General features: G+C 65.1%; 23 protein-coding genes and 1 riboswitch. Of the genes, 17 read left to right on the plus strand and 6 right to left on the minus strand.

Annotated elements, in window-relative coordinates; all coding sequences use genetic code 11:
• Positions 1 to 3: 3 nt before the first annotated feature.
• The 15 genes from bamA to ispD all read left to right on the plus strand — a co-directional run bounded on the left by bamA (position 4) and on the right by ispD (position 18193).
• Positions 4 to 2427, plus strand: coding sequence for an outer membrane protein assembly factor BamA (gene bamA, locus A9179_RS05490; protein WP_187804828.1), 2424 nt, complete (start codon positions 4 to 6; stop codon positions 2425 to 2427).
• Positions 2428 to 2470: 43 nt separating this feature from the next.
• Entirely contained in the window at positions 2471 to 2974 is a 504-nt protein-coding gene (locus A9179_RS05495) for an OmpH/Skp family outer membrane protein (protein WP_187804829.1), read from the plus strand.
• 2 nt (positions 2975 to 2976) lie between these two features.
• Entirely contained in the window at positions 2977 to 4035 is a 1059-nt protein-coding gene (gene lpxD / locus A9179_RS05500) for a UDP-3-O-(3-hydroxymyristoyl)glucosamine N-acyltransferase (RefSeq protein ID WP_223123175.1), read from the plus strand.
• A gap of 45 nt (positions 4036 to 4080) precedes the next feature.
• On the plus strand, positions 4081 to 4521 hold the full coding sequence (gene fabZ / locus A9179_RS05505; RefSeq protein WP_187804830.1) for a 3-hydroxyacyl-ACP dehydratase FabZ: 441 nt from the start codon (positions 4081 to 4083) through the stop codon (positions 4519 to 4521).
• Positions 4518 to 5294 (plus strand): acyl-ACP--UDP-N-acetylglucosamine O-acyltransferase, encoded by a 777-nt coding sequence (gene lpxA, locus A9179_RS05510; RefSeq protein ID WP_187804831.1) that lies wholly within the window; start codon positions 4518 to 4520, stop codon positions 5292 to 5294. Before fabZ ends, lpxA begins: the two co-directional genes overlap by 4 nt.
• A gap of 3 nt (positions 5295 to 5297) precedes the next feature.
• Positions 5298 to 6431: a lipid-A-disaccharide synthase gene (lpxB, locus tag A9179_RS05515; RefSeq protein WP_187804832.1), complete on the plus strand. Its 1134-nt coding sequence runs from the start codon at positions 5298 to 5300 to the stop codon at positions 6429 to 6431.
• Positions 6431 to 7033, plus strand: coding sequence for a ribonuclease HII (gene rnhB / locus A9179_RS05520; protein ID WP_187804833.1), 603 nt, complete (start codon positions 6431 to 6433; stop codon positions 7031 to 7033). The genes lpxB and rnhB overlap by 1 nt, the downstream gene beginning before the upstream one ends.
• Positions 7034 to 7123: 90 nt before the next feature.
• Positions 7124 to 10654, plus strand: a complete 3531-nt coding sequence (dnaE, locus tag A9179_RS05525) for a DNA polymerase III subunit alpha (protein ID WP_187804834.1) — start codon at positions 7124 to 7126, stop codon at positions 10652 to 10654.
• A gap of 118 nt (positions 10655 to 10772) precedes the next feature.
• A complete protein-coding gene (locus A9179_RS05530; RefSeq protein ID WP_187804835.1) occupies positions 10773 to 11723 on the plus strand; it encodes an acetyl-CoA carboxylase carboxyltransferase subunit alpha in 951 nt (316 codons plus the stop codon).
• Between the two features lie 60 nt (positions 11724 to 11783).
• Positions 11784 to 13100, plus strand: coding sequence for a tRNA lysidine(34) synthetase TilS (gene tilS, locus A9179_RS05535; protein WP_187804836.1), 1317 nt, complete (start codon positions 11784 to 11786; stop codon positions 13098 to 13100).
• Between the two features lie 160 nt (positions 13101 to 13260).
• On the plus strand, positions 13261 to 14889 hold the full coding sequence (locus tag A9179_RS05540) for a CTP synthase (protein WP_187804837.1): 1629 nt from the start codon (positions 13261 to 13263) through the stop codon (positions 14887 to 14889).
• Positions 14890 to 14899: 10 nt separating this feature from the next.
• Positions 14900 to 15745, plus strand: coding sequence for a 3-deoxy-8-phosphooctulonate synthase (gene kdsA / locus A9179_RS05545; protein ID WP_187804838.1), 846 nt, complete (start codon positions 14900 to 14902; stop codon positions 15743 to 15745).
• A gap of 43 nt (positions 15746 to 15788) precedes the next feature.
• The gene (gene eno, locus A9179_RS05550) at positions 15789 to 17078 is read left to right on the plus strand and encodes a phosphopyruvate hydratase (RefSeq protein WP_187804839.1); all 1290 of its coding nucleotides are present in this window, start codon (positions 15789 to 15791) and stop codon (positions 17076 to 17078) included.
• Positions 17079 to 17213: 135 nt separating this feature from the next.
• Positions 17214 to 17495 (plus strand): cell division protein FtsB, encoded by a 282-nt coding sequence (gene ftsB, locus A9179_RS05555; protein WP_187804840.1) that lies wholly within the window; start codon positions 17214 to 17216, stop codon positions 17493 to 17495.
• The gene (gene ispD, locus A9179_RS05560; RefSeq protein WP_187804841.1) at positions 17492 to 18193 is read left to right on the plus strand and encodes a 2-C-methyl-D-erythritol 4-phosphate cytidylyltransferase; all 702 of its coding nucleotides are present in this window, start codon (positions 17492 to 17494) and stop codon (positions 18191 to 18193) included. Before ftsB ends, ispD begins: the two co-directional genes overlap by 4 nt.
• Positions 18194 to 18235: 42 nt before the next feature.
• On the opposite strand, the gene A9179_RS05565 is transcribed toward ispD, so the two are convergent.
• Positions 18236 to 20368 (minus strand): methyl-accepting chemotaxis protein, encoded by a 2133-nt coding sequence (locus A9179_RS05565; protein ID WP_187804842.1) that lies wholly within the window; start codon positions 20366 to 20368, stop codon positions 18236 to 18238.
• Positions 20369 to 20539: 171 nt separating this feature from the next.
• On the opposite strand from A9179_RS05565, the gene A9179_RS05570 reads away from it, so the two are divergent.
• Positions 20540 to 21355 carry a M48 family metallopeptidase gene (locus A9179_RS05570; protein ID WP_187804843.1) on the plus strand — a complete coding sequence of 272 codons (816 nt, stop codon included), beginning with the start codon at positions 20540 to 20542 and terminating at the stop codon, positions 21353 to 21355.
• Between the two features lie 42 nt (positions 21356 to 21397).
• On the opposite strand, the gene A9179_RS05575 is transcribed toward A9179_RS05570, so the two are convergent.
• The 4 genes from A9179_RS05575 to A9179_RS05590 all read right to left on the minus strand — a co-directional run bounded on the left by A9179_RS05575 (position 21398) and on the right by A9179_RS05590 (position 24803).
• On the minus strand, positions 21398 to 21841 hold the full coding sequence (locus A9179_RS05575) for an ester cyclase (protein ID WP_187804844.1): 444 nt from the start codon (positions 21839 to 21841) through the stop codon (positions 21398 to 21400).
• 105 nt (positions 21842 to 21946) lie between these two features.
• The gene (locus A9179_RS05580) at positions 21947 to 22534 is read right to left on the minus strand and encodes a TMEM165/GDT1 family protein (protein ID WP_394354711.1); all 588 of its coding nucleotides are present in this window, start codon (positions 22532 to 22534) and stop codon (positions 21947 to 21949) included.
• Between the two features lie 91 nt (positions 22535 to 22625).
• Positions 22626 to 22741: riboswitch (yybP-ykoY riboswitch) on the minus strand.
• A gap of 59 nt (positions 22742 to 22800) precedes the next feature.
• Positions 22801 to 23799 (minus strand): class I SAM-dependent methyltransferase, encoded by a 999-nt coding sequence (locus A9179_RS05585; RefSeq protein ID WP_187804845.1) that lies wholly within the window; start codon positions 23797 to 23799, stop codon positions 22801 to 22803.
• A gap of 35 nt (positions 23800 to 23834) precedes the next feature.
• Positions 23835 to 24803, minus strand: coding sequence for a 2-hydroxyacid dehydrogenase (locus tag A9179_RS05590; RefSeq protein ID WP_187804846.1), 969 nt, complete (start codon positions 24801 to 24803; stop codon positions 23835 to 23837).
• Positions 24804 to 24882: 79 nt separating this feature from the next.
• Here A9179_RS05590 and A9179_RS05595 point away from each other — a divergent pair, with 79 nt between their 5' ends.
• Positions 24883 to 25512, plus strand: coding sequence for a LysE family transporter (locus tag A9179_RS05595; protein WP_187804847.1), 630 nt, complete (start codon positions 24883 to 24885; stop codon positions 25510 to 25512).
• A gap of 54 nt (positions 25513 to 25566) precedes the next feature.
• Here the strand turns inward: A9179_RS05595 and A9179_RS05600 are convergent, their stop codons facing one another.
• Positions 25567 to 26742, minus strand: a complete 1176-nt coding sequence (locus tag A9179_RS05600; RefSeq protein WP_187804848.1) for a thiolase family protein — start codon at positions 26740 to 26742, stop codon at positions 25567 to 25569.
• Between the last annotated feature and the right edge of the window lie 32 nt (positions 26743 to 26774).

Raw genomic sequence — 26774 nt, forward strand, 5'->3', positions numbered from 1 at the left:
TTCATGAAACGTCTGCTGCTACCTGCGGTTCTCGCCGCACTGATGATCGCCGAAGTTCACGCCGAGTCCTTCACCATCACAGATATCCGCGTCAATGGCCTGCAGCGGGTTTCCGCCGGCAGCCTGTTCGGCGCCTTGCCGCTGAACGTCGGCGATCAGGCCGATGACAAGCGTCTGGTCGACGCGACTCGCTCGCTGTTCAAGACCGGCTTCTTCCAGGATATCCAGCTGGGGCGTGATGGCGACGTGCTGGTGATCAGCGTGGTCGAACGTCCTTCCATCTCCGGTATCGAGATCGAAGGCAACAAGGCGATCACCACCGAAGACCTGATGAAAGGTCTGCAGCAGTCCGGTCTGGCCGAAGGCGAGATCTTCCAGCGTGCCACTCTCGAAGGCGTGCGCAACGAGCTGCTGCGCCAGTACGTGGCGCAGGGCCGCTACTCGGCCGAGATCGAAGCGGAAGTGATTCCCCAGCCGCGCAACCGCGTAGCCCTGAAGATCACCATCAACGAAGGCTCGGTTGCTGCGATCCAGCACATCAATATCGTGGGCAACAGCGTCTTCCCCGACGAAGACCTGGTCGGCCTGTTCGAGCTGAAGACCACCAACTGGCTGTCGTTCTTCAAGAACGACGACAAGTACGCCCGCGAGAAGCTTTCCGGTGACCTGGAGCGCCTGCGTTCCTACTACCTGGACCGCGGCTACATCAACATGGATATCTCCTCCACCCAGGTATCCATTACGCCGGACAAGAAAAACGTCTACATCACCGTCAACGTCGATGAAGGCGAGAAGTACAGCGTGCGCGAAGTCAAGCTCTCCGGCGACCTGAAGGTGCCGGAAGAGGAAGTCAAGAAGCTGCTGCTGGTCAAGGAAGGTCAGGTGTTCTCGCGCAAGGTGATGACCACCACCTCCGAGCTGATCACCCGCCGCCTGGGCAACGAAGGCTATACCTTCGCCAACGTCAACGGCGTGCCGCAGCCCCACGACGAAGATCACACCGTGTCCATCACCTTCGCGGTGGATCCGGGCAAACGCGCCTACGTCAACCGCATCAACTTCCGCGGCAACACCAAGACCGAAGACGAAGTGCTGCGCCGCGAAATGCGCCAGATGGAAGGCGGCTGGGCCTCGACCTACCTGATCGACCAGTCCAAGACCCGCCTCGAGCGCCTGGGCTACTTCAAGGAAGTCAACGTCGAGACCCCGCAGGTGCCAGGTACCGACGACCAGGTCGACGTCAACTATAGCGTCGAAGAGCAGGCCTCCGGTTCCATCACCGCCAGTATCGGTTTTGCCCAGGACGCCGGTCTGATCCTTGGTGGCTCGATCAGCCAGAACAACTTCCTGGGTACCGGTAACAAGGTCAGCCTCGGCCTGACCCGCAGTGAATACCAGACCCGTTACAACTTCGGCTTCGTCGACCCCTACTGGACGCCGGACGGTGTCAGCCTGGGCTACAACGCCTTCTACCGCACCACCGACTACGACGAGCTGGACACCGATGTTTCCAGCTACTCGGTCGACAGCCTGGGTGCAGGCGTCAGCATCGGCTACCCGATCAGCGAGACCTCGCGTCTGACCTACGGCCTGACCGTGCAACAGGATTCCCTGGACACCGGCTACTACACGGTCGACGAAATCCTCGCGTTCATGGATACCGAGGGTGACGACTTCCTCAACTTCAAGGGCTCCATCGGCTGGTCCGAGTCGACCCTGAACCGCGGCACCATGGCCACCCGTGGCCACTCGCAGAGCCTGGTGCTCGAGGCGACCCTGCCGGGTAGCGACCTGTCGTTCTTCAAACTCGACTACCGTGGTCAGGTGTTTGCGCCGCTGACCCAGTCCACCGGCCTGCGTTTCCACACCGAGCTGGGCTACGGCGACGGTTACGGTTCGACCGATGGCCTGCCGTTCTACGAGAACTACTATGCCGGTGGTTTCAACTCGGTACGTGGTTTCGAGGACAGCACCCTGGGCCCACGCAGTACGCCCAGCGTGGCGCGTAAGGCCGACGGTAGTGTGGTGGGTAATGGTTCCGAAGGTTCTGGCCCTGGTGTCGATGGTCGCTATACCGATGACCAGGATCCGGTGGCTTATGGTGGTAACGTGCTGATTCAGGGCGGTGTGGAATACCTGTTCCCGCTGCCGTTCATCAAGGATCAGCGTTCGCTGCGTACCGTGCTGTTCTGGGATGTGGGTAGCGTGTTCCTGACCGATTGCCCGGCCAAGACGGCCACCACTCAGTTCATGAATACCTCGGGCTGCGGCAACATCGATGCGAGCAACCTCGCCAGCTCCGTGGGCGTGGGCGTAACCTGGGTGTCCGCACTGGGCCCGTTGAGCTTCAGCCTCGCCGCACCGGTGAAGAAGCCGGAAGATTCGGATCCACAGGTATTCCAGTTCTCCCTGGGCCAGACGTTCTAATTGCTTGATAGATGACAACAGAGTTTGTTGCAGGAGTTGCATTGTGCGTAAGTTGACTCAACTGGTTCTTCTGGCCGCTACCCTGGTTGCGACCCCGGCTTTCGCCGAAATGAAAATTGCGGTGATGAACTATCAGATGGCCCTGCTCGAGTCCGATGCCGCGAAGAAGTACGCCGTCGATGCCGAGAAGAAGTTCGGCCCGCAGCTGAACAAGCTGAAGCAGCTGGAAAGCGACGCCAAGCGCATCCAGGATCGCCTGGTCAAGGAAGGCGAGAAGATGCAGCAGGCCGAGCGCGAGCGTCTGGAGCTAGAATTCAAGCAGAAGGCCCGTGACTTCCAGTTCCAGTCCAAGGAGCTGAACGAAGCCAAGGCGATTTCCGACCGCGACATGCTCAAGCAGCTCAAGCCGAAGCTGGACAAGGCCGTCGAAGAAGTCATCAGCAAAGGCAGCTTTGATCTGGTGCTGGAGCGTGGCGCAGTGGTCGATGTCAAACCGCAATACGACATCACCCGTCAGGTCATCGAGCGCATGAACCAGCTGCGCTGATCATGACGGCTCCGCGTTTTACCCTCGGCCAGCTGGCCGACCGCCTCGGCGCCACCCTGCGTGGTGCCGCAGACAAACCGATCAGCGGCCTGGCTACCTTGCAGGACGCTGGCCCCGAGCAGCTCAGTTTTCTGGCCAATGCCCAGTACCGCAAGTTCCTCGCCGATACCCGTGCCGGCGTGGTGCTGCTGACCGAGGCTGATGCCGAGGGCTACGCCGGCGATGTGCTGCTGGTGGCCAACCCCTATCTGGCCTTTGCCCAGCTTTCCCATCTGTTCGATCGCAAGCCGGTTGCCGCGGCGGGTATCCACCCGACGGCGCTGATCGCTGCCGATGCGCAGGTCGATCCGTCGGCCAGCATCGGTGCCTATGCGGTGATCGAGAGCGGCGCGCAGATCGCGGCCGCGGTCAGCATCGGCGCGCACTGCGTGGTCGGTGCGCGCAGCGTGGTGGGCGAGGGCGGCTGGCTGGCGCCACGAGTGACCCTGTATCACGACGTGATCATCGGCAAGCGCGTGGTCATCCAGTCCGGTGCCGTGATCGGTGGCGAGGGCTTCGGCTTCGCCAACGAGAAGGGCGTCTGGCAGAAGATCGCGCAGATTGGTGGTGTGCTGCTGGGCGATGATGTCGAAGTCGGTGCCAACACCACCATCGACCGCGGTGCCCTGGCCGATACCGTGATCGGTAACGGCGTCAAGCTGGACAACCAGATCATGATCGCGCACAACGTGCAGATCGGCGACAACACCGCGATGGCGGGCTGCGTGGGGATTTCCGGCAGCACCAAGATCGGTCGCAACTGCATGATCGCCGGCGGCGTTGGCATGGTCGGGCACATCGAAGTGTGTGACAACGTGTTCGTCACCGGCATGACCATGGTCACCCGCTCGATCACCGAACCGGGGGCCTATTCTTCCGGCACGGCCATGCAGACTGCGGGCGACTGGAAGAAGAGTGCGGCGCGTATTCGCCAACTCGATGACATGGCACGACGCCTGCGCGACATGGAAAAGCGCCTGGCTGCCGTGACCCCGGGCGACGATGCCTCATCAGATGCCTGACCCGCGTCTGGCGCGCGCCCCTATTTTTTGAACAGGCTTTTGGAAATGATGGACATCAACGAAATTCGCGAATATCTGCCGCACCGCTACCCTTTCCTCCTGGTGGATCGGGTTGCCGAGCTGGATATCGAAGGCAAGAGCATTCGCGCCTACAAGAATGTCAGCATCAACGAGCCGTTCTTCAATGGCCACTTCCCCGAGCATCCGATCATGCCGGGCGTGCTGATCATCGAGGCGATGGCCCAGGCCGCCGGTATCCTCGGCTTCAAGATGCTCGACGTGAAGCCGGCCGATGGCACGCTGTACTACTTCGTCGGCTCGGACAAGCTGCGCTTCCGCCAGCCGGTGCTGCCGGGCGATCAACTGGTGCTTGAGGCGCGTTTCCTCAGCACCAAGCGCAGCATCTGGAAGTTCGAGTGCAAAGCCAGCGTCGATGGCAAGGAAGTCTGCTCGGCAGAAATCATCTGTGCGGAACGCAAGCTATGAGTTTGATTGACCCTCGCGCCATCATCGATCCGTCGGCCAGGCTGGCGGATGACGTTCAGGTCGGCCCCTGGTCGATCATTGGACCTGATGTGGAAATCGGCGAGGGTTCGGTGATCGGCCCTCATGTGGTGCTCAAGGGGCCGACCAAGATCGGCAAGCACAACCATATCTTCCAGTTTTCCTCGGTCGGCGAAGACACCCCGGATCTGAAGTACAAGGGCGAGGCAACCCGCCTGGTGATCGGCGATCACAACGTGATCCGCGAAGGCGTGACCATTCATCGTGGCACCGTGCAGGATCGTTCCGAGACCACCATCGGCGATCACAACCTGCTGATGGCCTACGTGCATGTCGGCCACGACAGCGTGATCGGCAACCACTGCATCCTGGTCAACAACACCGCGCTGGCCGGCCATGTGCACATGGACGACTGGGCGATCCTGTCTGGCTTCACCCTGGTGCATCAGTTCTGCCGCATCGGCGCCCACAGCTTTTCCGGCATGGGTACGGCGATCGGCAAGGACGTACCGGCCTATGTCACCGTGTTCGGCAATCCGGCCGAGGCACGCAGCATGAACTTCGAAGGCATGCGCCGCCGCGGCTTCAGCGCCGAGGCCATCCAGGCCCTGCGCCGCGCCTACAAGGTGGTCTACCGCCAGGGCCTGACCGTCGAGCAGGCGCTGGCCGAGCTGGCTGAGTCCGCCGCGCAGTTCCCGGAAGTGGCGGTATTCCGCGACTCGATCCAGGCCTCGACCCGCGGCATCACCCGCTAAGCCATGTCCCGACCCTTGCGTATCGCGCTGGTGGCTGGCGAAGCTTCCGGCGATATCCTCGGCGCCGGCCTGATGCAGGCGCTCAAGCAGCGCCATGGCCAGGTTGAATTCATCGGTATCGGTGGCCCGCGCATGGAGGCCGAAGGCCTGCGCTCCTATTTCCCCATGGAGCGCCTGTCGGTGATGGGCCTGGTCGAGGTGCTCGGCCGCCTGCCGGAGCTGCTGGCGCGGCGCAAGCGCCTGATCCAGACCCTGATTGCCGAGCAGCCGGACGTGTTCATCGGCATCGATGCGCCGGATTTCAACCTGACCCTCGAACTCAAGCTGCGCCAGGCCGGGATCAAGACCGTGCATTACGTCAGCCCGTCGGTCTGGGCCTGGCGGCAGAAGCGCGTGCTGAAGATCCGCGAAGCCTGCGACCTGATGCTGACCCTGTTCCCCTTCGAGGCGCGTTTCTACGACGAACACCAGGTTCCGGTGCGCTTCGTCGGCCATCCGCTGGCCAATACCATACCGCTGCAGGCTGATCGCCAGGCCGCGCGGGTGGCCCTGGATCTACTACAGGACGCACCGGTGGTGGCCCTGTTGCCGGGCAGCCGTGGCGGCGAGGTGGCGCGCCTGGGCGCGCTGTTCCTCGATGCAGCCGAGCGCCTGCGCGCACTGCGCCCGGGAGTGCGTTTCGTGCTGCCATGCGCCAGCCCCGAGCGGCGTGCCCAGCTGGAAATGCTGCTCGGCGGTCGTGACCTGGCCCTGAGCCTGCTCGACGGCCGCTCCCACGAGGCCCTGGCGGCCTGCGATGCGGTGCTGATCGCCTCGGGCACGGCGACGCTGGAGGCCTTGCTGTACCGGCGGCCGATGGTGGTGGCCTACAAGGTGGCGCCGCTGACCTATCGGGTTCTCAAGCGCCTGGTGAAAAGCCCGTACATTTCCCTGCCCAACCTGCTGGCCGAGCGCCTGCTGGTGCCGGAGCTGATCCAGGACGCCGCCACTGCCGATGCACTGGCGCAGACCCTGGCGCCGCTGTTGGATGGCGGCGAGGTGCAGACCGAAGGCTTCGAGCGCATCCACCACGCCCTGCGCCAGGATGCCTCGGCCCAGGCGGCGGACGCCGTGCTGGCGCTGGCGGGGCGCGCCTGATGCAGCTCGGTCTGGATTTCAGCCTGGTCGAGGAGCTGGTCGCCGGCGTCGATGAAGTCGGCCGCGGCCCGCTGTGCGGCCCGGTGGTCACCGCCGCGGTGATCCTCGATCCGGCGCGGCCGATCCTCGGTCTCAACGACTCGAAGAAACTCACCGAGGCGCGCCGCGAGAAGCTGTTCGACGAGATCCGCGAAAAAGCCCTGGCCTGGTGCATCGCCCGCGCCGAGGTGGCAGAGATCGACCAGCTGAACATCCTGCATGCCACCATGCTGGCCATGCAGCGTGCGGTGGAGGGCTTGCAGGTCACGCCGCGGCTGGCGCTGATCGATGGCAATCGCTGCCCGAAACTGGCGGTACCCAGTGCGCCGGTGGTCAAGGGTGACAGCCAGGTGCCGGCGATCGCCGCTGCGTCGATCCTGGCCAAGGTCAGCCGCGACCGCGAGATGGCCGAGATGGAAAAACTCTATCCGGGCTACGGCATCGGCGGGCACAAGGGCTATCCGACCCCGGGGCATCTGGACGCTCTCAAGCGCCTGGGCGCCTCGCCGATCCACCGGCGCTCCTTCGCTCCGGTGCGCAATGTGCTGGACGGGATCGAATAAGCGCCGCACGGCTCGCTGGCAAGCTGTTGTTTAAGTCGAGGCCCGGTACAATCCGGGCCTTATCGTTTTCGTGCTTTTTACGGGATTGTCATGACCGCCACCTTCGTCCATCTGCGACTGCATACCGAGTTCTCCCTGGTCGACGGTCTGGTTCGGGTCAAACCCCTGGTCAAGGCCGCGGCCAGCGCAGGCATGCCGGCGGTGGCGGTCACCGACATGAGCAACATGTGCTCGCTGGTGAAGTTCTACAAGGCGGCCATGGGGGCCGGCATCAAGCCGATCTGCGGCGCCGATATCTGGCTGGCCAGCCCGGAGGAGGACGGCCCGTTGTCGCGCCTGACCCTGCTGGCGATGAACCCCAAGGGCTACCGCAACCTCACCGAGCTGGTTTCGCGCGGCTGGAGCGAGGGCCAGAGCAACGACTTGGTGATCATCCAGCGTGACTGGGTCAAGGAGGCTGCCGAAGGCCTGATCGCCCTGTCCGGCCGCGAAGGCGAGATCGGCATGGCCCTGCTGGATGGCGAGGGTGCGCGTGCCGAGGCCCTGCTCAACGAGTGGCTGGCAGTATTCCCCGAACGCTTCTACCTGGAGGTGCAGCGCACCAACCGGGTCAATGACGAAGAGCACCTGCACGCCGCCGTCGAGCTGGCGAGCCGTTGCGGGGCGCCGCTGGTGGCGACCAACGATGTGCGCTTTCTCAAGCAGAGCGATTTCGAGGCCCACGAGACCCGCGTGTGCATCGGTGAGGGGCGCACCCTGGATGACCCGCGGCGCCCGCGCACCTATTCCGACCAGCAGTACCTGAAGTCGCCGGAGGAAATGGCCGAGCTGTTCGCCGACCTGCCCGAAGCCCTGGAGAACACGGTCGAGATCGCCAAGCGCTGCAACATCGAGGTGCAGCTGGGCAAGTACTTCCTGCCCGACTTTCCCACGCCCAACGGCATGGGCATCGACGACTACCTGCGCCATGTTTCCCACGAGGGCCTGGAAGAACGCCTGGCGGTGCTGTGGCCGAAGGACACCACGCCGAATTACGAGGAGAAGCGCCAGGTCTACCTGGATCGCCTGAAGTTCGAGCTCGACATCATCATCCAGATGGGATTCCCCGGTTACTTCCTCATCGTGATGGACTTCATCAAGTGGGCGAAGAACAACGGCGTGCCGGTCGGCCCCGGCCGCGGTTCGGGCGCCGGCTCGCTGGTGGCCTACGTGCTGAAGATCACCGACCTCGACCCGCTGGCCTATGACCTGCTGTTCGAGCGCTTCCTCAACCCCGAACGGATCTCCATGCCCGACTTCGACGTCGATTTCTGCATGGATGGTCGCGACCGGGTCATCGACTACGTGGCCGAGGCCTACGGGCGCAACGCGGTGAGCCAGATCATCACCTTCGGCTCGATGGCCGCCAAGGCGGTGGTGCGCGACGTGGCGCGGGTGCAGGGCAAGTCCTATGGCCTGGCTGACCGCCTGTCGAAGATGATTCCCTTCGAAGTGGGCATGACCCTGGAGGCCGCCTACGAGCAAGAGGAGGTGCTGCGCGACTTCCTCAAGAGCGACGAGGAGGCCCAGGAAATCTGGGACATGGCGCTCAAGCTCGAAGGCATCGTGCGCGGCACCGGCAAGCACGCCGGTGGCGTGGTGATCGCGCCGACCAAGCTGACCGACTTCGCGCCGATCGCCTGCGATGAAGAGGGCGGCGGCCTGGTCACCCAGTTCGACAAGGACGACGTGGAGGCAGCCGGCCTGGTCAAGTTCGACTTCCTCGGCCTGCGTACCCTGACCATCATCAAGTGGGCGATGGAAACCATCCACCGCGAGCAGCGGCGCAAGGGCGCCAGCGAGGCGGAGCTGGTCAACATCGACTTCATCCCGCTGGATGACAAGAAGACCTACGACATGCTGCAGAAGGCGGAGACCACTGCGGTCTTCCAGCTTGAATCGCGCGGCATGAAGGAGCTGATCAAGAAGCTCAAGCCTGACTGCCTGGAAGACATGATCGCCCTGGTGGCGCTGTTCCGCCCGGGCCCGCTGCAGTCGGGCATGGTGGACGACTTCATCAACCGCAAACACGGTCGCGAGCAGCTGTCCTACCCGCATCCGGACTACCAGTACGCCGGTCTGGAACCGGTGCTCAAGCCCACCTACGGCATCATCCTGTACCAGGAACAGGTAATGCAGATCGCCCAGGTGATGGCCGGTTACACCCTCGGTGGTGCGGACATGCTGCGCCGTGCCATGGGCAAGAAGAAGCCCGAGGAGATGGCCAAGCAACGCGGCGGCTTCATCGAAGGTTGCGCCAGCAACAATATCGATGCTGACCTGGCGGGCAACATCTTCGACTTGGTGGAAAAGTTCGCCGGCTACGGTTTCAACAAGTCCCACTCCGCCGCCTATGGCCTGGTGTCCTACCAGACTGCCTGGCTCAAGGCCCACTACCCGGCGCCCTTTATGGCCGCGGTGCTGTCGGCGGATATGCACAACACCGACAAGGTGGTAATCCTCATCGAGGAATGCCGCCACATGAAACTGCGCATCGACGCGCCGGACGTGAACACTTCGGAGTTCAAGTTCACCGTCAACGACGACGGCCGCATCGTCTACGGCCTGGGGGCGGTGAAAGGGGTCGGCGAAGGGCCGGTGGAGGCCATTGTCGAGTGCCGTGCCGAAGGCGGGCCGTTCAAGGATCTGTTCGACTTCTGCAACCGGGTCGACCTCAAGCGCATCAACAAGCGCACCCTCGAGGCGCTGATCCGTTCCGGCGCGCTGGATCGCATGGGCCCCTACTACCAGGACGAGCTCAAGGCCTACCAGGCCAGCGTCGACCTCAACCGCGCGGTGCTGCTGGCCTCCATGGAGGAGGCGGTGCAGGCCGCCGAGCAGACCGCGCGCAGCCACGACAGCGGGCACATGGATCTGTTCGGCGGGGTGTTCGCCGAGCCCGAGGCGGATGTCTACGTCAACCATCGCAAGGCCCGCGAGCTGTCGATCAAGGAACGCCTGAAGGGCGAGAAGGACACTCTCGGCCTGTACCTCACCGGCCACCCGATCGACGAGTACGAGGGCGAGGTGCGTCGCTTCGCCCGCCAGCGCATCGTCGAGCTGCGCCCGGCGCGCGACACCCAGACCATCGCTGGGCTGATCGTGGCGCTGCGGGTGATGAAGAACAAGAAAGGCGACAAGATGGGCTTCATCACCCTCGACGACCGCTCCGGGCGGATCGAGGCTTCGCTGTTCGCCGACGCCTTTGCCAGCGCCCAGGCGCTGCTGCAGACCGACGCCATGGTGGTGGTCGAGGGTGAGGTGAGCAACGACGAGTTCTCCGGCGGCCTGCGCTTGCGCGCCAAGCGGGTGATGAGCCTGGAAGAGGCGCGCACCGGCCTGGCCGAGAGCCTGCGCATTCGTGCCCCGCGTGAGGCGCTGCAGGGCGACCGGCTGCGCTGGCTGGCCGAGCTGTTCGGCAAGTACAAGGGCGCGTGCCCGCTGACCCTGGATTACAGCGGCAGCGATGCGAAAGCACTGCTGCAGTTCGGCGAACAGTGGCGAATCGACCCGGCCGATGGCTTGATCCAAACCCTGCGTGACCAGTTCGGGCGCGACAACGTCTTCCTCCAATACCGCTGAGCGGCAAGCCACAGGTTTGCCTGCCCTGCCTCGACCCTGGGCGCCTTATCCCTTAAGGTAAGGCGCCAGATGGAACCAGCCGCCCGGCCTTTCGGCCGCCGACGCAAGACGGACGCTTATGAACCCGAATTTTCTCGACTTCGAACAGCCGATCGCCGACCTGCAAGCCAAGATCGAAGAGTTGCGCCTGGTCGGTAACGACAATGCGCTGAACATCAGCGACGAGATTTCCCGTCTGCAGGACAAGAGCAGCGCGCTGACTGAAAGCATTTTCGGCAACCTCAGCAGCTGGCAGATTTCCCAGCTGTCGCGCCATCCGCGGCGGCCCTACACCCTCGATTACATTCAGCACATCTTCAGCGAGTTCGACGAGCTGCATGGCGATCGCCACTTCTCCGACGACGCCGCCATTGTCGGTGGCGTGGCGCGCCTGGAAGGCCAGCCGGTGATGGTCATCGGTCACCAGAAAGGCCGCGAGGTGCGTGAGAAGGTACGCCGCAACTTCGGCATGCCGCGCCCGGAAGGCTACCGCAAGGCCTGCCGCCTGATGGAGATGGCCGAACGCTTCAAGCTGCCGATCCTGACCTTCATCGATACCCCCGGCGCCTACCCGGGCATCGATGCCGAAGAGCGCAACCAGAGCGAGGCCATTGCCTGGAACCTGCGCGTGATGGCGCGTCTGAAGACCCCGATCATCGCCACCGTGATCGGTGAGGGTGGCTCCGGCGGCGCACTGGCCATCGGCGTGTGCGACCAGCTGAACATGCTGCAGTACTCCACCTATTCGGTGATCTCGCCGGAAGGTTGTGCCTCGATCCTGTGGAAGACTGCCGAGAAGGCGCCGGACGCGGCCGAGGCCATGGGCATCACCGCCGAGCGCCTGAAAGGGCTGGGCATCGTCGACAAGGTGATCGCCGAGCCGCTGGGCGGCGCCCACCGCGATCCGCAGGCCGCTGCCGGCAGCATTCGCGAGCAACTGCTGGAGCAGCTCGGTGACCTGCGCAAGCTGGATACCGCCGCTCTGCTGGCGCGCCGCTACGAGCGCCTGATGAGCTACGGCGTCGCCTGAGTTCTCTGGCGCGCTGCAGACAACGGGCCTTCGGGCCCGTTGTTGTTTTAAGCTTGGCCGATGAACAGCCTCGAATCCCGACTGCTAGCCGCCCTGGCGTCCTGGCGCGATGCCCCGGCCTGGCGCGTGGCCCTGTCTGGCGGCCTGGACTCCACGGTGCTGCTGCACCTGCTGGCGCGCCTGAGTCGCCAGCAGGCGCTGCCGCCGCTATCTGCCATTCATGTCCATCACGGCCTGCAGGCCGCTGCCGATGCCTGGCCGGAACATTGCCGCCAGCTCTGTGCCGCCCTGGGCGTGCCCCTGCAGGTCGAATATGTGCGCGTCGACGCCGGCGCCAGCCTGGAGCGGGCCGCCCGTGAGGCGCGCTATGCGGCGTTTACCCGGCAGCTGGGGGCGGGCGAACTGCTGCTGACCGGCCAGCACCGGGACGACCAGGCCGAGACCCTGCTGTTTCGTCTGCTGCGCGGTGCCGGGGTGCGTGGTCTGGCCGGCATGCCGCGGCAGCGCGCACTGGGGGAGGGCACCCTGCTGCGGCCGCTGCTCGGCATGGCGCGCGCGGAGCTGGAGGCCTATGCCCGCCAGCACGGCTTGCGCTGGGTGGAAGATCCCTCGAATAGCGACACGCGGCTGGCGCGCAACTTTCTGCGCCACCAGGTGCTGCCGCCTTTGGCCCGGCACTGGCCGCAGGCGGCCGCCAATCTGGCGCGCAGCGCCGAGCACTTGCGCGAGGCGCAGGGGCTGCTTGATGAGCTGGCCATGGCGGATCTGGCCGCGGCCGCCACACCGTCAGCCTTTGCCTGGCTGGCGTTGCCGAGCCTGGCGCTGCAGCCTTTGCGTCAGCTGTCGCCGGCCCGCCAGCGCAATGCCCTGCGCCACTGGCTGGCGGCCTTGGGCGAGCTGCCGGACAGCGACCACTGGCGCGGCTGGGAAGCGCTACGCGATGCCGCCGCGGATGCGGCACCAATCTGGCGCATGGCTGGCGGCGAACTGCAGCGAGCCGACGGGCGGTTGTGGTGGTTGGCGGGCCCCTGGCTGCAGGCCGTACCGGCGCCCGAGCTGGAGCTGGCGCAGCAGGCCAGCTGGAGCTTGCCCGGCAACGGCCAGCTGAACCTGCAGGGCGAGCTGGCGCGCGCGGGGCTGCAGGTGCGCTACCGGCAGGGTGGCGAAGTGCTGCAGGTGCCGGGGCGCGGCCATCGTGATCTCAAGCGACTGTTCAACGAGCAGGGCGTGCCAGCCTTCGTGCGCAGCCGCGTTCCATTGCTGTTCCGCGGCAACGAGCTGCTGGCTGTGGCCAATCTGCCGGGGCTCGATGGTGCGCAGTGGGGAGCCTGGCGGTTGGCCTGGTGCCCGCCGACGAGCGAGCAAGGTTTGAGCTGAAAGGGCCTTTCCGGTAGACTACGCTCCCGTCTTGTTACTGCTTTCTGCGGATTCCCCGGAACCCGCGGAGGCTTGCTTATTTCAGGTTGGTCAAGAGTGCCAGCCTGCGCTTTCACCCCGGCGGCGCTGACCGCTTGAACGCAGACTTCTAGGATTTTTCATGACGCGCTACATCTTCGTCACGGGTGGTGTTGTTTCTTCATTGGGGAAAGGCATCGCTTCGGCTTCACTGGCGGCCATCCTGGAGGCGCGGGGCCTGAAGGTCACCATGCTCAAGCTGGACCCCTACATCAACGTCGATCCGGGCACCATGAGCCCGTTCCAGCACGGTGAGGTGTTCGTCACCCACGACGGCGCCGAGACCGACCTCGACCTGGGCCACTACGAGCGGTTCATCCGCACCACCATGACCCAGAACAACAACTTCACCACCGGCCGCGTCTATGAAGACGTGCTGCGCAAGGAGCGCCGTGGTGACTACCTGGGCGCCACCATCCAGGTGATCCCGCACATCACCGACGAGATCAAGCGCCGCGTGATCAAGGGCGCCGGCGATGCCGACGTGGCCATGGTCGAGATCGGCGGCACCGTTGGCGACATCGAGTCGCAGCCGTTCCTCGAGGCGGCCCGTCAGCTGCGCGTGGAACTGGGCGCCAAGCGCGCCATGTTCATGCACCTGACCCTGGTGCCGTACATCGCCACCGCCGGCGAGACCAAGACCAAGCCGACCCAGCACTCGGTCAAGGAACTGCGTTCCATCGGCGTGCAGCCGGACGTGCTGATCTGCCGCTCCGACCACGAGATCGACCTGGCCTCGCGGCGCAAGATTGCCCTGTTCACCAACGTCGAAGAGCGTGCGGTCATCGCCCTGGAAGACGTCGACACCATCTACAAGATTCCGTCGGTGCTGCATGCCCAGGGCCTGGACGACATCGTCGTCGAGCGCTTCGGCCTGCAATGCAACCCGGCCGACCTCTCCGAATGGGATCGCGTGGTCGATGCCAAGCTGAACCCGGAGAGGGAAGTCACCATCGCCATGGTCGGCAAGTACATGGAACTGCTGGACGCCTACAAGTCGCTGATCGAGGCGATGGGGCATGCCGGCATCGAGAACCGCACCAAGGTCAACCTGCGCTACATCGACTCCGAGGAGATCGAGAACGAAGGCACCGCCAAGCTGGAAGGCGTCGACGCCATCCTGGTGCCCGGTGGCTTCGGTCTGCGTGGCGTGGAAGGCAAGATCCGCACCGTGCAGTACGCCCGTGAGAACAAGATTCCTTACCTCGGCATCTGCCTCGGCATGCAGGTGGCGGTGATCGAGTACGCCCGCAACGTGCTGGGCTGGAAAGACGCCAACTCCACCGAGTTCGACCAGAACAGCGGCCATCCGGTGGTCGGCCTGATCACCGAGTGGCAGGACGCCACTGGCGCCACCGAGCTGCGCACCGATGCTTCCGACCTCGGCGGCACCATGCGCCTGGGCGCCCAGGACTGCCAGCTGATCAGCGGCTCCAACGTGCGTGAGTGCTACGGCAAGGATGTGATCGTCGAGCGCCACCGCCACCGCTACGAAGTGAACAACAACCTGCTGCCGCAACTGGAGCAGGCCGGCCTGAAGATCACCGGTCGCTCCGCTGACGGCGCGCTGGTGGAAGTGGTCGAGGCGCCGGATCATCCGTGGTTCGTCGCCTGCCAGTTCCACCCGGAATTCACCTCCACCCCGCGCGACGGCCACCCGCTGTTCAGCGGCTTCGTCAAGGCTGCACTGAAGCAGGCCGGCAAGGCATAAGGCAACGGACATGACCCAGAAGATCATCAAGGTTGGCGACATCGAGATCGCCAACGACAAGCCGTTCGTGCTGTTCGGCGGCATCAACGTACTGGAGTCGCGCGACCTGGCCATGCAGGCCTGCGAAGAATACGTGCGGGTGACCGAGAAACTCGGCATCCCCTATGTGTTCAAGGCCAGCTTCGACAAGGCCAACCGCTCCTCCGTCACCTCCTTCCGCGGCCCGGGCCTGGAAGAGGGCATGAAGATCTTCGAGGAAGTGAAGAAGACCTTCGGCGTACCGGTGATCACCGACGTCCACGAGCCTTACCAGGCTGCTCCGGTGGCCGAGGTGTGCGACATCATCCAGCTGCCGGCCTTCCTCTCCCGGCAGACCGACCTGGTAGTGGCCATGGCCAAGACCAATGCGGTGATCAACATCAAGAAGGCCCAGTTCCTCGCCCCTCAGGAGATGAAACACATCCTGACCAAGTGCGAAGAGGCGGGTAACGACAAGCTGATCCTCTGCGAGCGCGGCTCTTCCTTCGGGTACAACAACCTGGTGGTGGACATGCTCGGCTTCGGCATCATGAAACAGTTCAACTACCCGGTGTTCTTCGACGTCACCCATGCCCTGCAGATGCCGGGCGGGCGCGCCGATTCCGCCGGTGGCCGCCGTGCCCAGGTCACCGACCTGGCCAAGGCCGGCATGAGCCAGGGTCTGGCTGGCCTGTTCCTCGAGGCCCATCCGGATCCGAACAACGCCAAGTGCGACGGTCCTTGTGCCCTGCGCCTGGACAAGCTGGAACCCTTCCTCACCCAGCTCAAGCAGCTGGACGATCTGGTGAAGAGCTTTGCGCCGATCGAGACCGCGTAAGCGCCTCGTCTGACGCATATTTCAACTGTTGGAGCTGACAAGAATGGCAAAAATCGTCGACATCAAGGGCCGTGAGGTTCTCGACTCCCGTGGCAACCCCACCGTAGAAGCCGATGTAATCCTCGAAGGCGGCATCATCGGCAGCGCCTGCGCGCCGTCCGGTGCCTCCACCGGTTCCCGTGAAGCGCTGGAACTGCGCGATGGCGACAAGAGCCGTTACCTGGGCAAGGGCGTACTGAAGGCCGTGGCCAACATCAACGGCCCGATCCGTGACCTGCTGCTGGGCAAAGACGCTCGCGAGCAGAAAGCCCTCGACCTGGCCATGATCGATCTGGACGGCACCGAGAACAAAGGCAAGCTGGGCGCCAACGCCATCCTCGCCGTGTCCCTGGCCGCCGCCAAGGCCGCCGCTCAGGCCAAGGGCGTGCCGCTGTACGCGCACATCGCCGACCTCAACGGCACCCCGGGCGTCTACTCCATGCCGGTTCCGATGATGAACATCATCAACGGTGGCGAGCATGCCGATAACAACGTCGACATCCAGGAGTTCATGGTGCAGCCGGTTGGCGCCAAGAACTTCGCCGACGCCCTGCGCATGGGCGCCGAGATCTTCCATCACCTGAAAGCCGTGCTGAAGGCCCGTGGCCTGAACACCGCCGTGGGCGACGAAGGTGGCTTCGCGCCGAACCTGGCTTCCAACGAAGACGCCCTGGCTGCCATCGCCGAGGCCGTGGCCAACGCCGGCTACAAGCTGGGTGACGACATCACCCTGGCCCTGGACTGCGCTTCCTCCGAGTTCTTCAAGGACGGCAACTACGACTTGGAAGGAGAGGGCAAGGTGTTCAGCGCCGAAGGTTTCGCCGATTACCTGGCCGGTCTGACCCAGCGTTACCCGATCATCTCCATCGAAGACGGCATGGACGAGTCCGACTGGGCCGGCTGGAAAGTCCTGACCGACAAGATCGGCGAGAAGGTACAGCTGGTCGGTGACGACCTGTTCGTCACCAACACCAAGATCCTCAAGCGCGGTATCGAAGAGAAGATCGGCAACTCGATCCTGATCAAGTTCAACCAGATCGGCTCGCTGACCGAAACCCTGGAAGCCATCCAGATGGCCAAGGCCGCTGGCTTCACCGCGGTGATCTCGCACCGCTCCGGTGAAACCGAGGACAGCACCATCGCCGACCTGGCCGTAGGCACCGCCGCCGGCCAGATCAAGACCGGCTCCCTGTGCCGTTCCGACCGCGTGTCCAAGTACAACCAGCTGCTGCGTATCGAAGAGCAGCTCGGCGGCAAGGCCCCTTATAAGGGCCGCGCCGAGTTCCGCGGCTAAGCCGGGAATGGTAAAAAGGGCAGCGCAAGCTGCCCTTTTTGCAGGTGTACCCCACTTGCTGGGGGCTTCTACAGGCTCCGCTAGCCAATTGCATCGGCAGTCGGCCTGGGCAAAGCTTTTCGTATGGATTCGTCGATGTCTAAAGCCCCTTACTGGTTGTTCGTCGTGCTGGTGCTGATCCTCTCCGGATTGCAGTACCGCCTGTGGGTGGGCGAAGGCAGCCTGGCCCAGGTCACCGAGCTGAAGCGGCAGATTGCCGAGCAGCAGGGCGAGAACGAGCGCCTGCTGGAGCGCAACCGCATCCTCGAGGCCGAGGTGCTGGAGCTCAAGCAGGGTACCGAGACCGTGGAAGAGCGCGCCCGTCACGAGCTGGGCATGGTCAAAGAGGGCGAAACCCTCTACCAGTTGGCCGAATGAGCCTGCCTGCCTTCTGGCTGGTGATTCCCGCCGCCGGCATCGGTTCGCGCATGCGTGCCGACCGCCCCAAGCAATACCTGCAGCTGGCCGGGCGCAGCATCCTCGAACATACCCTCGACTGTTTCCTCGAGCATCCGCAGCTCAAGGGCCTGGTGCTCTGTCTGGCTGCGGATGATCCCTGGTGGCCGCTGCTGCCTGCGGCGGCCGATCCGCGCATTCACCGGGTAGCCGGTGGCGCCGAGCGTGCCGATTCGGTGCTCAGCGGCCTGCTGCAGCTGGGCGAGCTGGGCGCCCAGGCGGATGACTGGGTGCTGGTGCATGACGCCGCCCGGCCCAATCTGGCGCGCAGCGATCTCGACCAGCTGCTGCTGGAACTGGCCGACGACCCGGTGGGCGGCCTGCTCGCCGTACCGGCGCGCGACACCCTCAAGCGCGCCGGCGCCGATGGCCGGGTGGCCGAGACGGTGGATCGCAGCCTGATCTGGCAGGCCTATACGCCGCAGATGTTCCGCTATGCCGCCCTGCACCGGGCCCTGGCCGATGCGCTGGTGGCCGGCGTGGCCATCACCGACGAGGCCTCGGCTCTGGAGTGGGCCGGGCAGGCGCCGAAGCTGGTGGAGGGCAGGGCGGACAATTTGAAGATCACCCGTCCGGAAGACCTGGAGTGGCTGCGCCAGCGCTGGGCCAGCAAGTTCTGAGGATGAACCGGACGGGGCTGGGCGCCCCGTCCGTATCGACTGCTACACGCGGAACTGATTGATCAAGCGGCGCTGCTGCTCGGCCAGCTTGGTCAGCTCGGCGCTGGCCTGGCTGGCCTCGTCGGCGCCGCCGGCCACTTCCGCGGCGACCTGGCCGATATTGGTGACGTTGCGGTTGATGTCCTCGGCCACTGCACTCTGCTCCTCGGCGGCGCTGGCGATCTGGGTGTTCATGTCGTTGATCACCGACACCGCCTGGGTGATCGACTCCAGCGCCTGGGCCGCGGCGGCCGCCTGTTGCACGCTGTCATCAGTACGGGCCTGGCTCTGCTCCATCACGCTGACCACTTCGCGGGTGCCGTGCTGCAGCTGCTGGATCATCTGCTGGATTTCTTCGGTGGCCTGTTGGGTCTTCTGCGCCAGGTTGCGCACCTCGTCGGCCACCACGGCGAAGCCGCGGCCCTGCTCGCCGGCGCGCGCTGCCTCGATGGCGGCGTTGAGGGCGAGCAGGTTGGTCTGCTCGGCGATGCCGCGGATGGCGGTGAGAATCGCGTTGATGTTCTCGCTGTCCTTGGCCAGGGTCTGTACCACGCCGGTGGCGCGGCCGATCTCGGTGGCCAGGGAGGCGATGGCGTTCGAGGTTTTCTGCACGATGTTCTTGCCGTCGTTGGCCGAGCGGTCGGCGTGGTTGGCCGCCTCGGCGGCCTGGGTGGCGTTGCGCGCCACGTCCTGGGCGGTGGCGGTCATCTCGTGCACGGCGGTAGCCACCTGGTCGATCTCGGCCATCTGTTTCTGTACGCCCTGGTTGGTGCGGATGGCGATGTCGGCGGTGTGCTCGGAGGAGTCGCTGACCTTCTGTACCGAGCCGACCACGTCGCGGATCATGCCCTGCAGCTTGTTGAGAAAGGTGTTGAAGCCGTTGGCGATCTGCCCCAGTTCGTCGGCGCGATCCACGTTCAGGCGCACGGTGAGGTCGCCGTCACCCTTGGCGATGTCGTCGAGCATGCCGACCATCTGCTTCAGCGGGCGGGCGATGCCGTAGCCGACGAACCAGATCACCAGCAGGCCGATGGCGGCGATGATCAGGCCGACCACGCTCATGCCGACCGTGTCTTCGCGAGCCTGATCGGCCAGCACGTCCTGCAGCTGCTTGAGGTCGGCGAACACCGCCGAGGTCGGCAGCTCGATGGCCAGCGTCCAGCGCGTGCTGGTACCGGCCACCTGGAACGGCAGCAGCAGCTGGAACACCTGGTGCTCTTCATCGAGGTTGGAGATCGGTGCGGTGCCGCTGCTCTGCTTGAGCTGGCCGGCCAGCTCATCGCCGAGGGCCTTGTTGGCCGGCTGGCCGATCAGGCTGGCGTCCTTGGTGGCGGCGATCAGGGTGCCGTTGGCCGCCACCAGGGCCAGCTCGCCGGCGCCTTCGTAGAGGCTGCCCTTGGCGGTGTTCAGCAGGCCCTGGATGAAGTCGAGGGCGAAGTCATTGCCGACCGTGCCCTTGAACTGGCCGCCGACCAGAATCGGCGCGTTGAACGAGGCCACCAGCACTTGCTTGCCGCCGAAATCGTAAGACGCCGGGTCGACCACACAAGGCTGCTTGCTGGTTTTCGGACACAGGTAGTACTCGCCCTCGCGCACGCCGGTGGGCAGCACCTTCTCGCTTTCCATCATCTCGACGGTGAGCGGCTCGAGTTTGAGTTCGCCACCACTGCGGTACCACCAGGGCATGTAGCGGCCGGTGGCGTCGTAGCCGTTTTCCTTCTGCCCGGCATACAGGTCGTCCTCCTGGTCGAAGGCGTTGGGTTCCCAGCCGATGTAGAAGTCGATCAATTGCGGGTTGGCCTTGAGGTTCTCGCCGACCAGGGCGGTCAGCTCGTCGCGGCTCAGGTTGATGGCGGTGCCATCGCTGGCGCCCAGGCGGCTGTTGAGGGTGGCCAGGGATTTGGCCTGGGTCATGGGCACTTCGAACTGGCGCTGCAGCTGGCCGACCTGGGCCTCGGCCAGGGCCACCAGGCGCTGGTCGATGACCTGTTCGAGCAGGTCGTGGCTGCGCTCCTGGAGCAGAACCTGGGTGCGCGAACTGGTGTACAGCGCATACAGCACCAGTGCCACGACAACGGCGAGGATGCTGGCTCCGGCCATAAAGGCCACGGAAAACTGGATCGATCGGAACTTCATGGGGACTCCGCAGTGAGTGTGCGCCTGTCCCTGGCATATCGGCAGGAGGCTGAAAAAGCATTAGCCTTCCTGCAACTAGCAAAGATGGCCGCCGGTCATAGTGCAAGCAGGACGGTTGTCCTGTACCTGAGGGCGACCTAGCATACGGCCCTCGTAGATACGGAGATTTCCATGTACACCTTGTTTCGTCTGGCGGTCGTGGCCGCCTGTGCGCTGCTGGCAGCCTGCCAGGCCGTGAGTACCACCAGTGGCGGCGCCGTTGGCGTCGAGCGCAAGCAATACATGTTCAGCATGCTGTCCTCCGAGGAGGTCGACAGCATGTACGCCCAGGCCTACCAGCAGACGCTGAGCGAGGCGTCGAGCAAGGGCGAGCTGGACAGAAGCAGCAAGAATGCCCAGCGGGTCAATGCCATCGCCAAGCGCCTGATCGCCCAGACCCCGGTGTTCCGTGCCGATGCGGCGCAGTGGGACTGGCAGGTCAACCTGATCAAGAGCGACGAGCTCAATGCCAACTGCGGCCCGGGCGGCAAGATCATCGTCTACAGCGGCCTGATCACCCAGCTGCAACTTAGCGATGCCGAACTGGCCGCGGTGATGGGCCACGAGATCGCCCACGCCCTGCGCGAGCACAGCCGTGAGGCGATGTCCAAGGCCTATGGCACGCAGATGGCGACCCAGGTGGGCTCGGCCCTGCTGGGCCTGGGTGAGCTCGGTCAGCAGATGGCCGATACCGGCGTGGAATACCTGATGACCCTGCCCAACAGCCGGGCCAACGAGAACGAGGCGGATCTAATGGGGCTGGAGCTGGCGGCCCGCGCCGGCTACGACCCGAATGCGGCGATCAGCCTGTGGCAGAAGATGAGCCAGGCAGGGGGCGGCGCGCCGCCGGAGTTCATGAGCACCCACCCCTCGTCCAGCAGCCGCATCGCCTCGCTGCAGGCGGCCATCCCGAAAGTGATGCCGTATTACGAGCGGGCGAAGAAATAAGACCCAGAGATGAAAACGGCGCCTGCGGGCGCCGTTGTTGTTTCAGGGCAGGGCCTTCTCGGCGAAGGGCCGGGTCTCCAGGCCCAGCTGGGCGCGGAAGCTTTCCATGTCGAACATGGTGCAGATCTCGCGGATATCGCCGCTCGGGGTCAGCGTCCAGAACGCCATGGCCGAGATGCTCATGACCTTGTCGCTGGGCGGATAGCCTAGGGCGGGCTTGCTGATGGTGCCGATCAGGGTGCTCCAGGTCACCACCTTGTGGCCCTCGGCGATGCATTCCTCGATGACCACTTCCAGATCCGGCATGGCGCTGCGGATGTCCTGCACCATCTGGGCATAGGCCGTGCTGTTGAGCGGGCGGCCCATGAAGGAACTCTTGTACAGGAAGTCCGGGCTGTGCAGCTGCTCGGCCAGGGCCAGGCGGCCCTTGTTCCAGCTCAGGTCGATGTGCTGGCGCACACGCTTCTTCATCTCATCCAGTGACATCTGCGGCTCCTTGGCGGGCGGGAACTGTGCAACACCTTGCACAGAGTACCCAGCCGCGCCGCGGAAGGCAGCCACCCACTGGCGGCGGCTGCGTGGCTCTGCGGATCAGAGCGGGGTGCCAATCCCCAGTGCCTGACAGGCTGCGTAGATCGCCAGGGCGGCGAAGGCAAGGGCGGCCAGGCGACGAATGAGCGTCAGCGGCAGACGATCGGCAGCGAAGTTGCCGGCCAGTACCACCGGCACGTTGGCGATCAGCATGCCCAGGGTGGTGCCGGCTACGACCAGGAGGAAGTCCGGGTACTGGGCGGCCAGCATGATGGTGGCTATCTGCGTCTTGTCGCCCATCTCGGCGAGGAAGAAGGCGACCAGGGTGGTGAGGAACGGGCCGTACTTCTGCAGTTTGGACTCCTCGTCATCGTCCAGCTTGTCCGGCACCAGCGTCCACAGGGCGACGGCAGCGAAGCTGGCGGCGAGGATCCAGCGCAGGGTGGTTGGCGAGAAGAAGCTGGCGACCCAGTTGCCCACGGCACCGGCGGCGGCGTGGTTGGCCAGGGTGGCGACGACTATGCCCCAGATGATCGGCCAGGGGCGGCGGAAGCGGCAGGCGAGGAGCAGGGCGAGCAGTTGCGTCTTGTCGCCGATTTCAGCGAGAGCAACGATGCCGGTGGGTACGAACAGGGATTCCAAAAACATCAGGCGTTCCTACAGGGGCGGGTTTGACGGTTAGCTATGACACGTACGACCTTCCCGCCCCGGGTGAGGTGTGCGTGTCATAGGTCTTGTCAAACCCAGGCCTCTGCGGGCCTCGGGTCGCATGCGCCATGCTCTGCGGAGCAAGTGTGTTGACGCATGCCGGGTGAGCTGGGCGCTCACGGGAGACTACTCCCCTAGGACGGCCGGCATTTTGCCCAACTCGGTCGGCTTGGGCAACCCCGGGCGACGGATCGTTGCCCCGAGGTTCAGCGGCGCACGGCGCGGTAGATGCGGAAGCCCTCGGCATCCTTGAGGGTTTGGCAGGCGCCCAGGTGCTGCTCGATCAGCGGCGGATACTTGAGGAAGCTGTTGGCCACCAGGCGCAGCTCGCCACCCTTGTCCAGATGACGGGCAGCCTGGCGCAGCAGGTGCTCGCTGGCCTGGTAGTCGGTGTGCACGCCGGTATGGAAGGGCGGGTTACTGATGATCGCGGCCAGCCCCTGCGGCGCCGCATCGATGCCATCGCCGGCGATCACCTCGGCCTGCAGGCCGTTGGCGGCCAGGGTCAGGCGGCTGCTCTCGACGGCGAAGGCGTCCACGTCGAGCAGGCTGAGCTGGCTCTGTGGATAACGGCGTTTGAGCACCGCGCCGAGCACCCCGGCGCCACAGCCGAAGTCGAGCAGATGGCCAGTCGGCAGGCCGTCCAGCTGTTCCAGCAGCAGCGCACTGCCGCGATCCAGGCGGCCATGACTGAACACTCCGGGCAGGCTCAGCACCTGCAGTGGGCCGTCGGCCAGGGGCAGCTCGAAGCGCTGGGCCAGGCTGTGCAGATCGGGTGCGGCAGGAGCCTGTTCCACGGTGACCTGCCACAGTTGGCAGTGGCGGGCGCTGTCCAGCTTGCGCGGCTTGCCATAGGCGGCCAGTTGCTTGGCCGCGCGCTCGATGCCGCCGCGCTTCTCGCCGACCAGGTACAGCTCGCGGCCAGCCAGGCGCGCGGCCAGGGCCTGCAGCAGGTAGTCGGTGAGTTCGCGCGACTTGGGTAGGAACAGCACGGCACTGGCGAAAGCCCGCTGCGGTACTTCGGTGCCGAACTGGCTGCGCCCGGCGAAGCGGGCGTGCAGCAGGTTGTGTTCGCCGGCATGCCAGCCCCAGCCGTGGGCCAGGGGCAGACGGCCGAGCAGGTCGTCGGCGGGCAGGCCGGCCAGCAGCAGTTCACCCTGGAACAGCTCTGCCTGGCGCAGCAGCACTTCGCTTCGTGGATCCATGCCTGTTCTCCGGCCGCTGAAAAAAGGCGCGTAGTTTACCCGCTGACCACCCGCTTGGGCGCGCCCGCGAAGAAGGCCGCGGCGTTCTCCGCCAGTTGGCCGACGATGCGCTGGCGCGCTTCGCGGCTGCCCCAGGCGTTGTGCGGGGTGATGATCAGGCGCGGGATATCCGGCGCCAGCAGCGGGTTGCCGTGGCGCGGCGGCTCCTCGCTGAGCACGTCGAAGGCCGCGCCGCCCAGGTGCCCGCCGCGCAGGGCATCGGCCAGGGCCTGCTCGTCGACCAGACCGCCACGGGCGGTGTTGATCAGTAGCGCCTGCGGCTTCATCAGGGCCAGTTCGGCGGCACCGATCAGGTGGCGGGTCTGTTCGGTGAGCGGGCAATGCAGGGTCAGGGCATCCACCTGTGGCAGCAGCTCGTGCAGCGGCAGGCGATCGGCACGTGCTGGCCGGCCGGGCAGGGCGCCGAGCAGCACGCGCATGCCGAAGGCCTCGGCCAGGCGCGCCACCGCGCCGCCCAGCTCGCCATGGCCGAGCAGGCCGAGGGTCTTGCCCTCCAGCTCGATGATCGGGAAGTCCAGCAGGCAGAACTGGCTAGCGCGCTGCCAGGCGCCGTCGCGGATGGCGCGCTGGTAGTCCGGCAGGCGGGTGGCCAGGGCGAGCAGCAGCATCAGGCAGTGCTGCGCCACCGAGGGCGTGCCGTAGCCCTGGCAGTTGGCAACCACGATGCCGCGTTCGCGGGCGGCCGCCAGGTCGATGTTGTTGGTGCCGGTGGCGGAAACCAGGATCAGCCTGAGTTCGGGGCAAGCGGCCAGGGTGGCAGCATCCAGGCGCACCTTGTTGCTGATCGCCACCTGGGCGCCTTGCAGGCGCTCGGCGGCCTGCTCGGCGCTACTGCTTGCGTGCAGGGTCAGCTCGGCGAAGGCCTGGCGCAACGGCGCCATGTCGAGATCGCCGAGGTCGAGGGAGGCATGGTCGAGGAAGACCGCGCGGGCGTTGTTATTCATCAGCTGTGCCTGTTTCGCAGCGAGGGACTGGCGTAAGGTTGCCAGCCTATCGTGTTGATTCCCACTGTTCGGAGGTCGTATGTACTGGGCTGAGTTCCTCACCGTGGCGTTGATCCACCTGCTGGCCGTGGCCAGCCCGGGGCCGGATTTCGCCATCGTGGTGCGCGAAAGCGTGGCCCATGGCCGCCGCGCCGGTACCTGGACGGCGCTGGGGGTGGGCACCGGCATCTTCGTGCACGTGGCCTACTCGCTGCTCGGCATCGGCCTGATCGTGTCGCAGTCGATCGTGCTGTTCAACGCGCTGAAATGGCTGGCGGCGGCCTACCTGTTCTACATCGGCATCAAGGCCCTGCGTGCCAAACCGGCGGGTGAGGGCGCGCTGGAAGTGGCGGCCGATGCCGAGCAGCGTTCGCCGCGCGGCGCTTTCATGACCGGCTTCGTCACCAATGGCCTGAACCCCAAGGCCACGCTGTTCTTCCTTTCGCTGTTCACCGTGGTGATCAACCCGCATACGCCGCTGGCGGTGCAGGCCGGTTACGGGGTGTACCTGGCGTTCGCCACCGCCTTGTGGTTCTGCCTGGTGGCGCTGCTGTTCAGCCAGCAACGGGTGCGCGCCGGCTTCGCCCGCATGGGCCACTGGTTCGACCGGCTGATGGGCGCGGTGCTGGTCGGCCTGGGCATCAAGCTGGCCTTTACCGAGCTGCGCTAAACAGTTGCTCACAAAAAAGCCCCGCCGAGGCGGGGCTTTTCATTTGCGCGTTGCTTACAGCAGCTCGATGGCCACGGCAGTGGCTTCACCGCCGCCGATGCACAGCGAGGCCACGCCGCGCTTGCCGCCTTTCTTCTGCAGGGCGTTGATCAGGGTGATGATCAGGCGCGAGCCGGTGGAGCCGACCGGGTGGCCCTGGGCGCAGGCGCCGCCGTAGACGTTGACCTTGGCGTGATCCAGGCCGTGCTCGCGCATGGCCAGCATGGTGACCATGGCGAAGGCTTCGTTGATCTCGTACAGGTCGACGTCGTCCTTGCTCCAGCCGGTCTTCTTAAACAGGTTGCTCATGGCGCCGATTGGGGCAATGGTGAACTCGCTCGGATCCTGGCTCTGGGTGGCGTGGGCGACGATCTTGGCCAGCGGCTTGAGGCCGCGCTTGGCCGCTTCCTCGGCGGTCATCAGCACCAGCGCACTGGCGCCGTCGGAGATCGAGCTGGCGTTGGCGGCGGTGATGGTGCCGTCCTTCTTGAACGCCGGCTTGAGGCCGGGGATCTTGTCCAGGTTGGCGTTGAGCGGCTGCTCGTCGTCCTTCACTACCACTTCGCCTTTACGGCTGGTGACGGTGACCGGAACGATCTCGCTGGCCAGCGAACCATCGGCGATGGCGGCCTGGGCGCGTTTCAGCGACTCGATGGCGTAGGCGTCCATCTCTTCACGGGTGATGCCGTACTTGTCGGCGGTTTCCTGGGCGAAGGAGCCCATCAGGCGGCCGGTGCGGGCGTCTTCCAGGCCGTCGAAGAACATGTGGTCCTTGATCTCGCCATGACCCATGCGCAGGCCGGTACGGGCTTTCTCGAGGATGTAGGGGGCGTTGGACATGCTTTCCATGCCGCCGGCGACCATCACTTCGTTGCTGCCGGCCTTGAGCGCGTCGAAGGCCTGCATCACGGCCTTCATGCCGGAGCCGCACAGCTTGTTGATGGTGGTGCAGCCGGTGGCGGCAGGCAGGCCGGCATTCAGCGAGGCCTGGCGGGCCGGGCCCTGCTTGAGGCCGGCGGGCAGTACGCAGCCCATGATCACTTCCTGTACATCGGCGGGCTGGATACCGGCACGAGCCACGGCCTCACGGATGGCGATGGCGCCCAGTTCCACGGCGGGAACGCCCGACAGGCTGCCCTGGAAGCCGCCCATGGGGGTGCGGGCGCCGCTGACGATGACGATATCGGACATCGGTATTACCTCTTTGTAGTGAAGTCTGGAAG

Origin of the sequence: Pseudomonas alcaligenes (assembly GCF_014490745.1) — a bacterium.
GTDB classification, from domain to species: Bacteria; Pseudomonadota; Gammaproteobacteria; order Pseudomonadales; family Pseudomonadaceae; genus Aquipseudomonas; species Aquipseudomonas alcaligenes_C.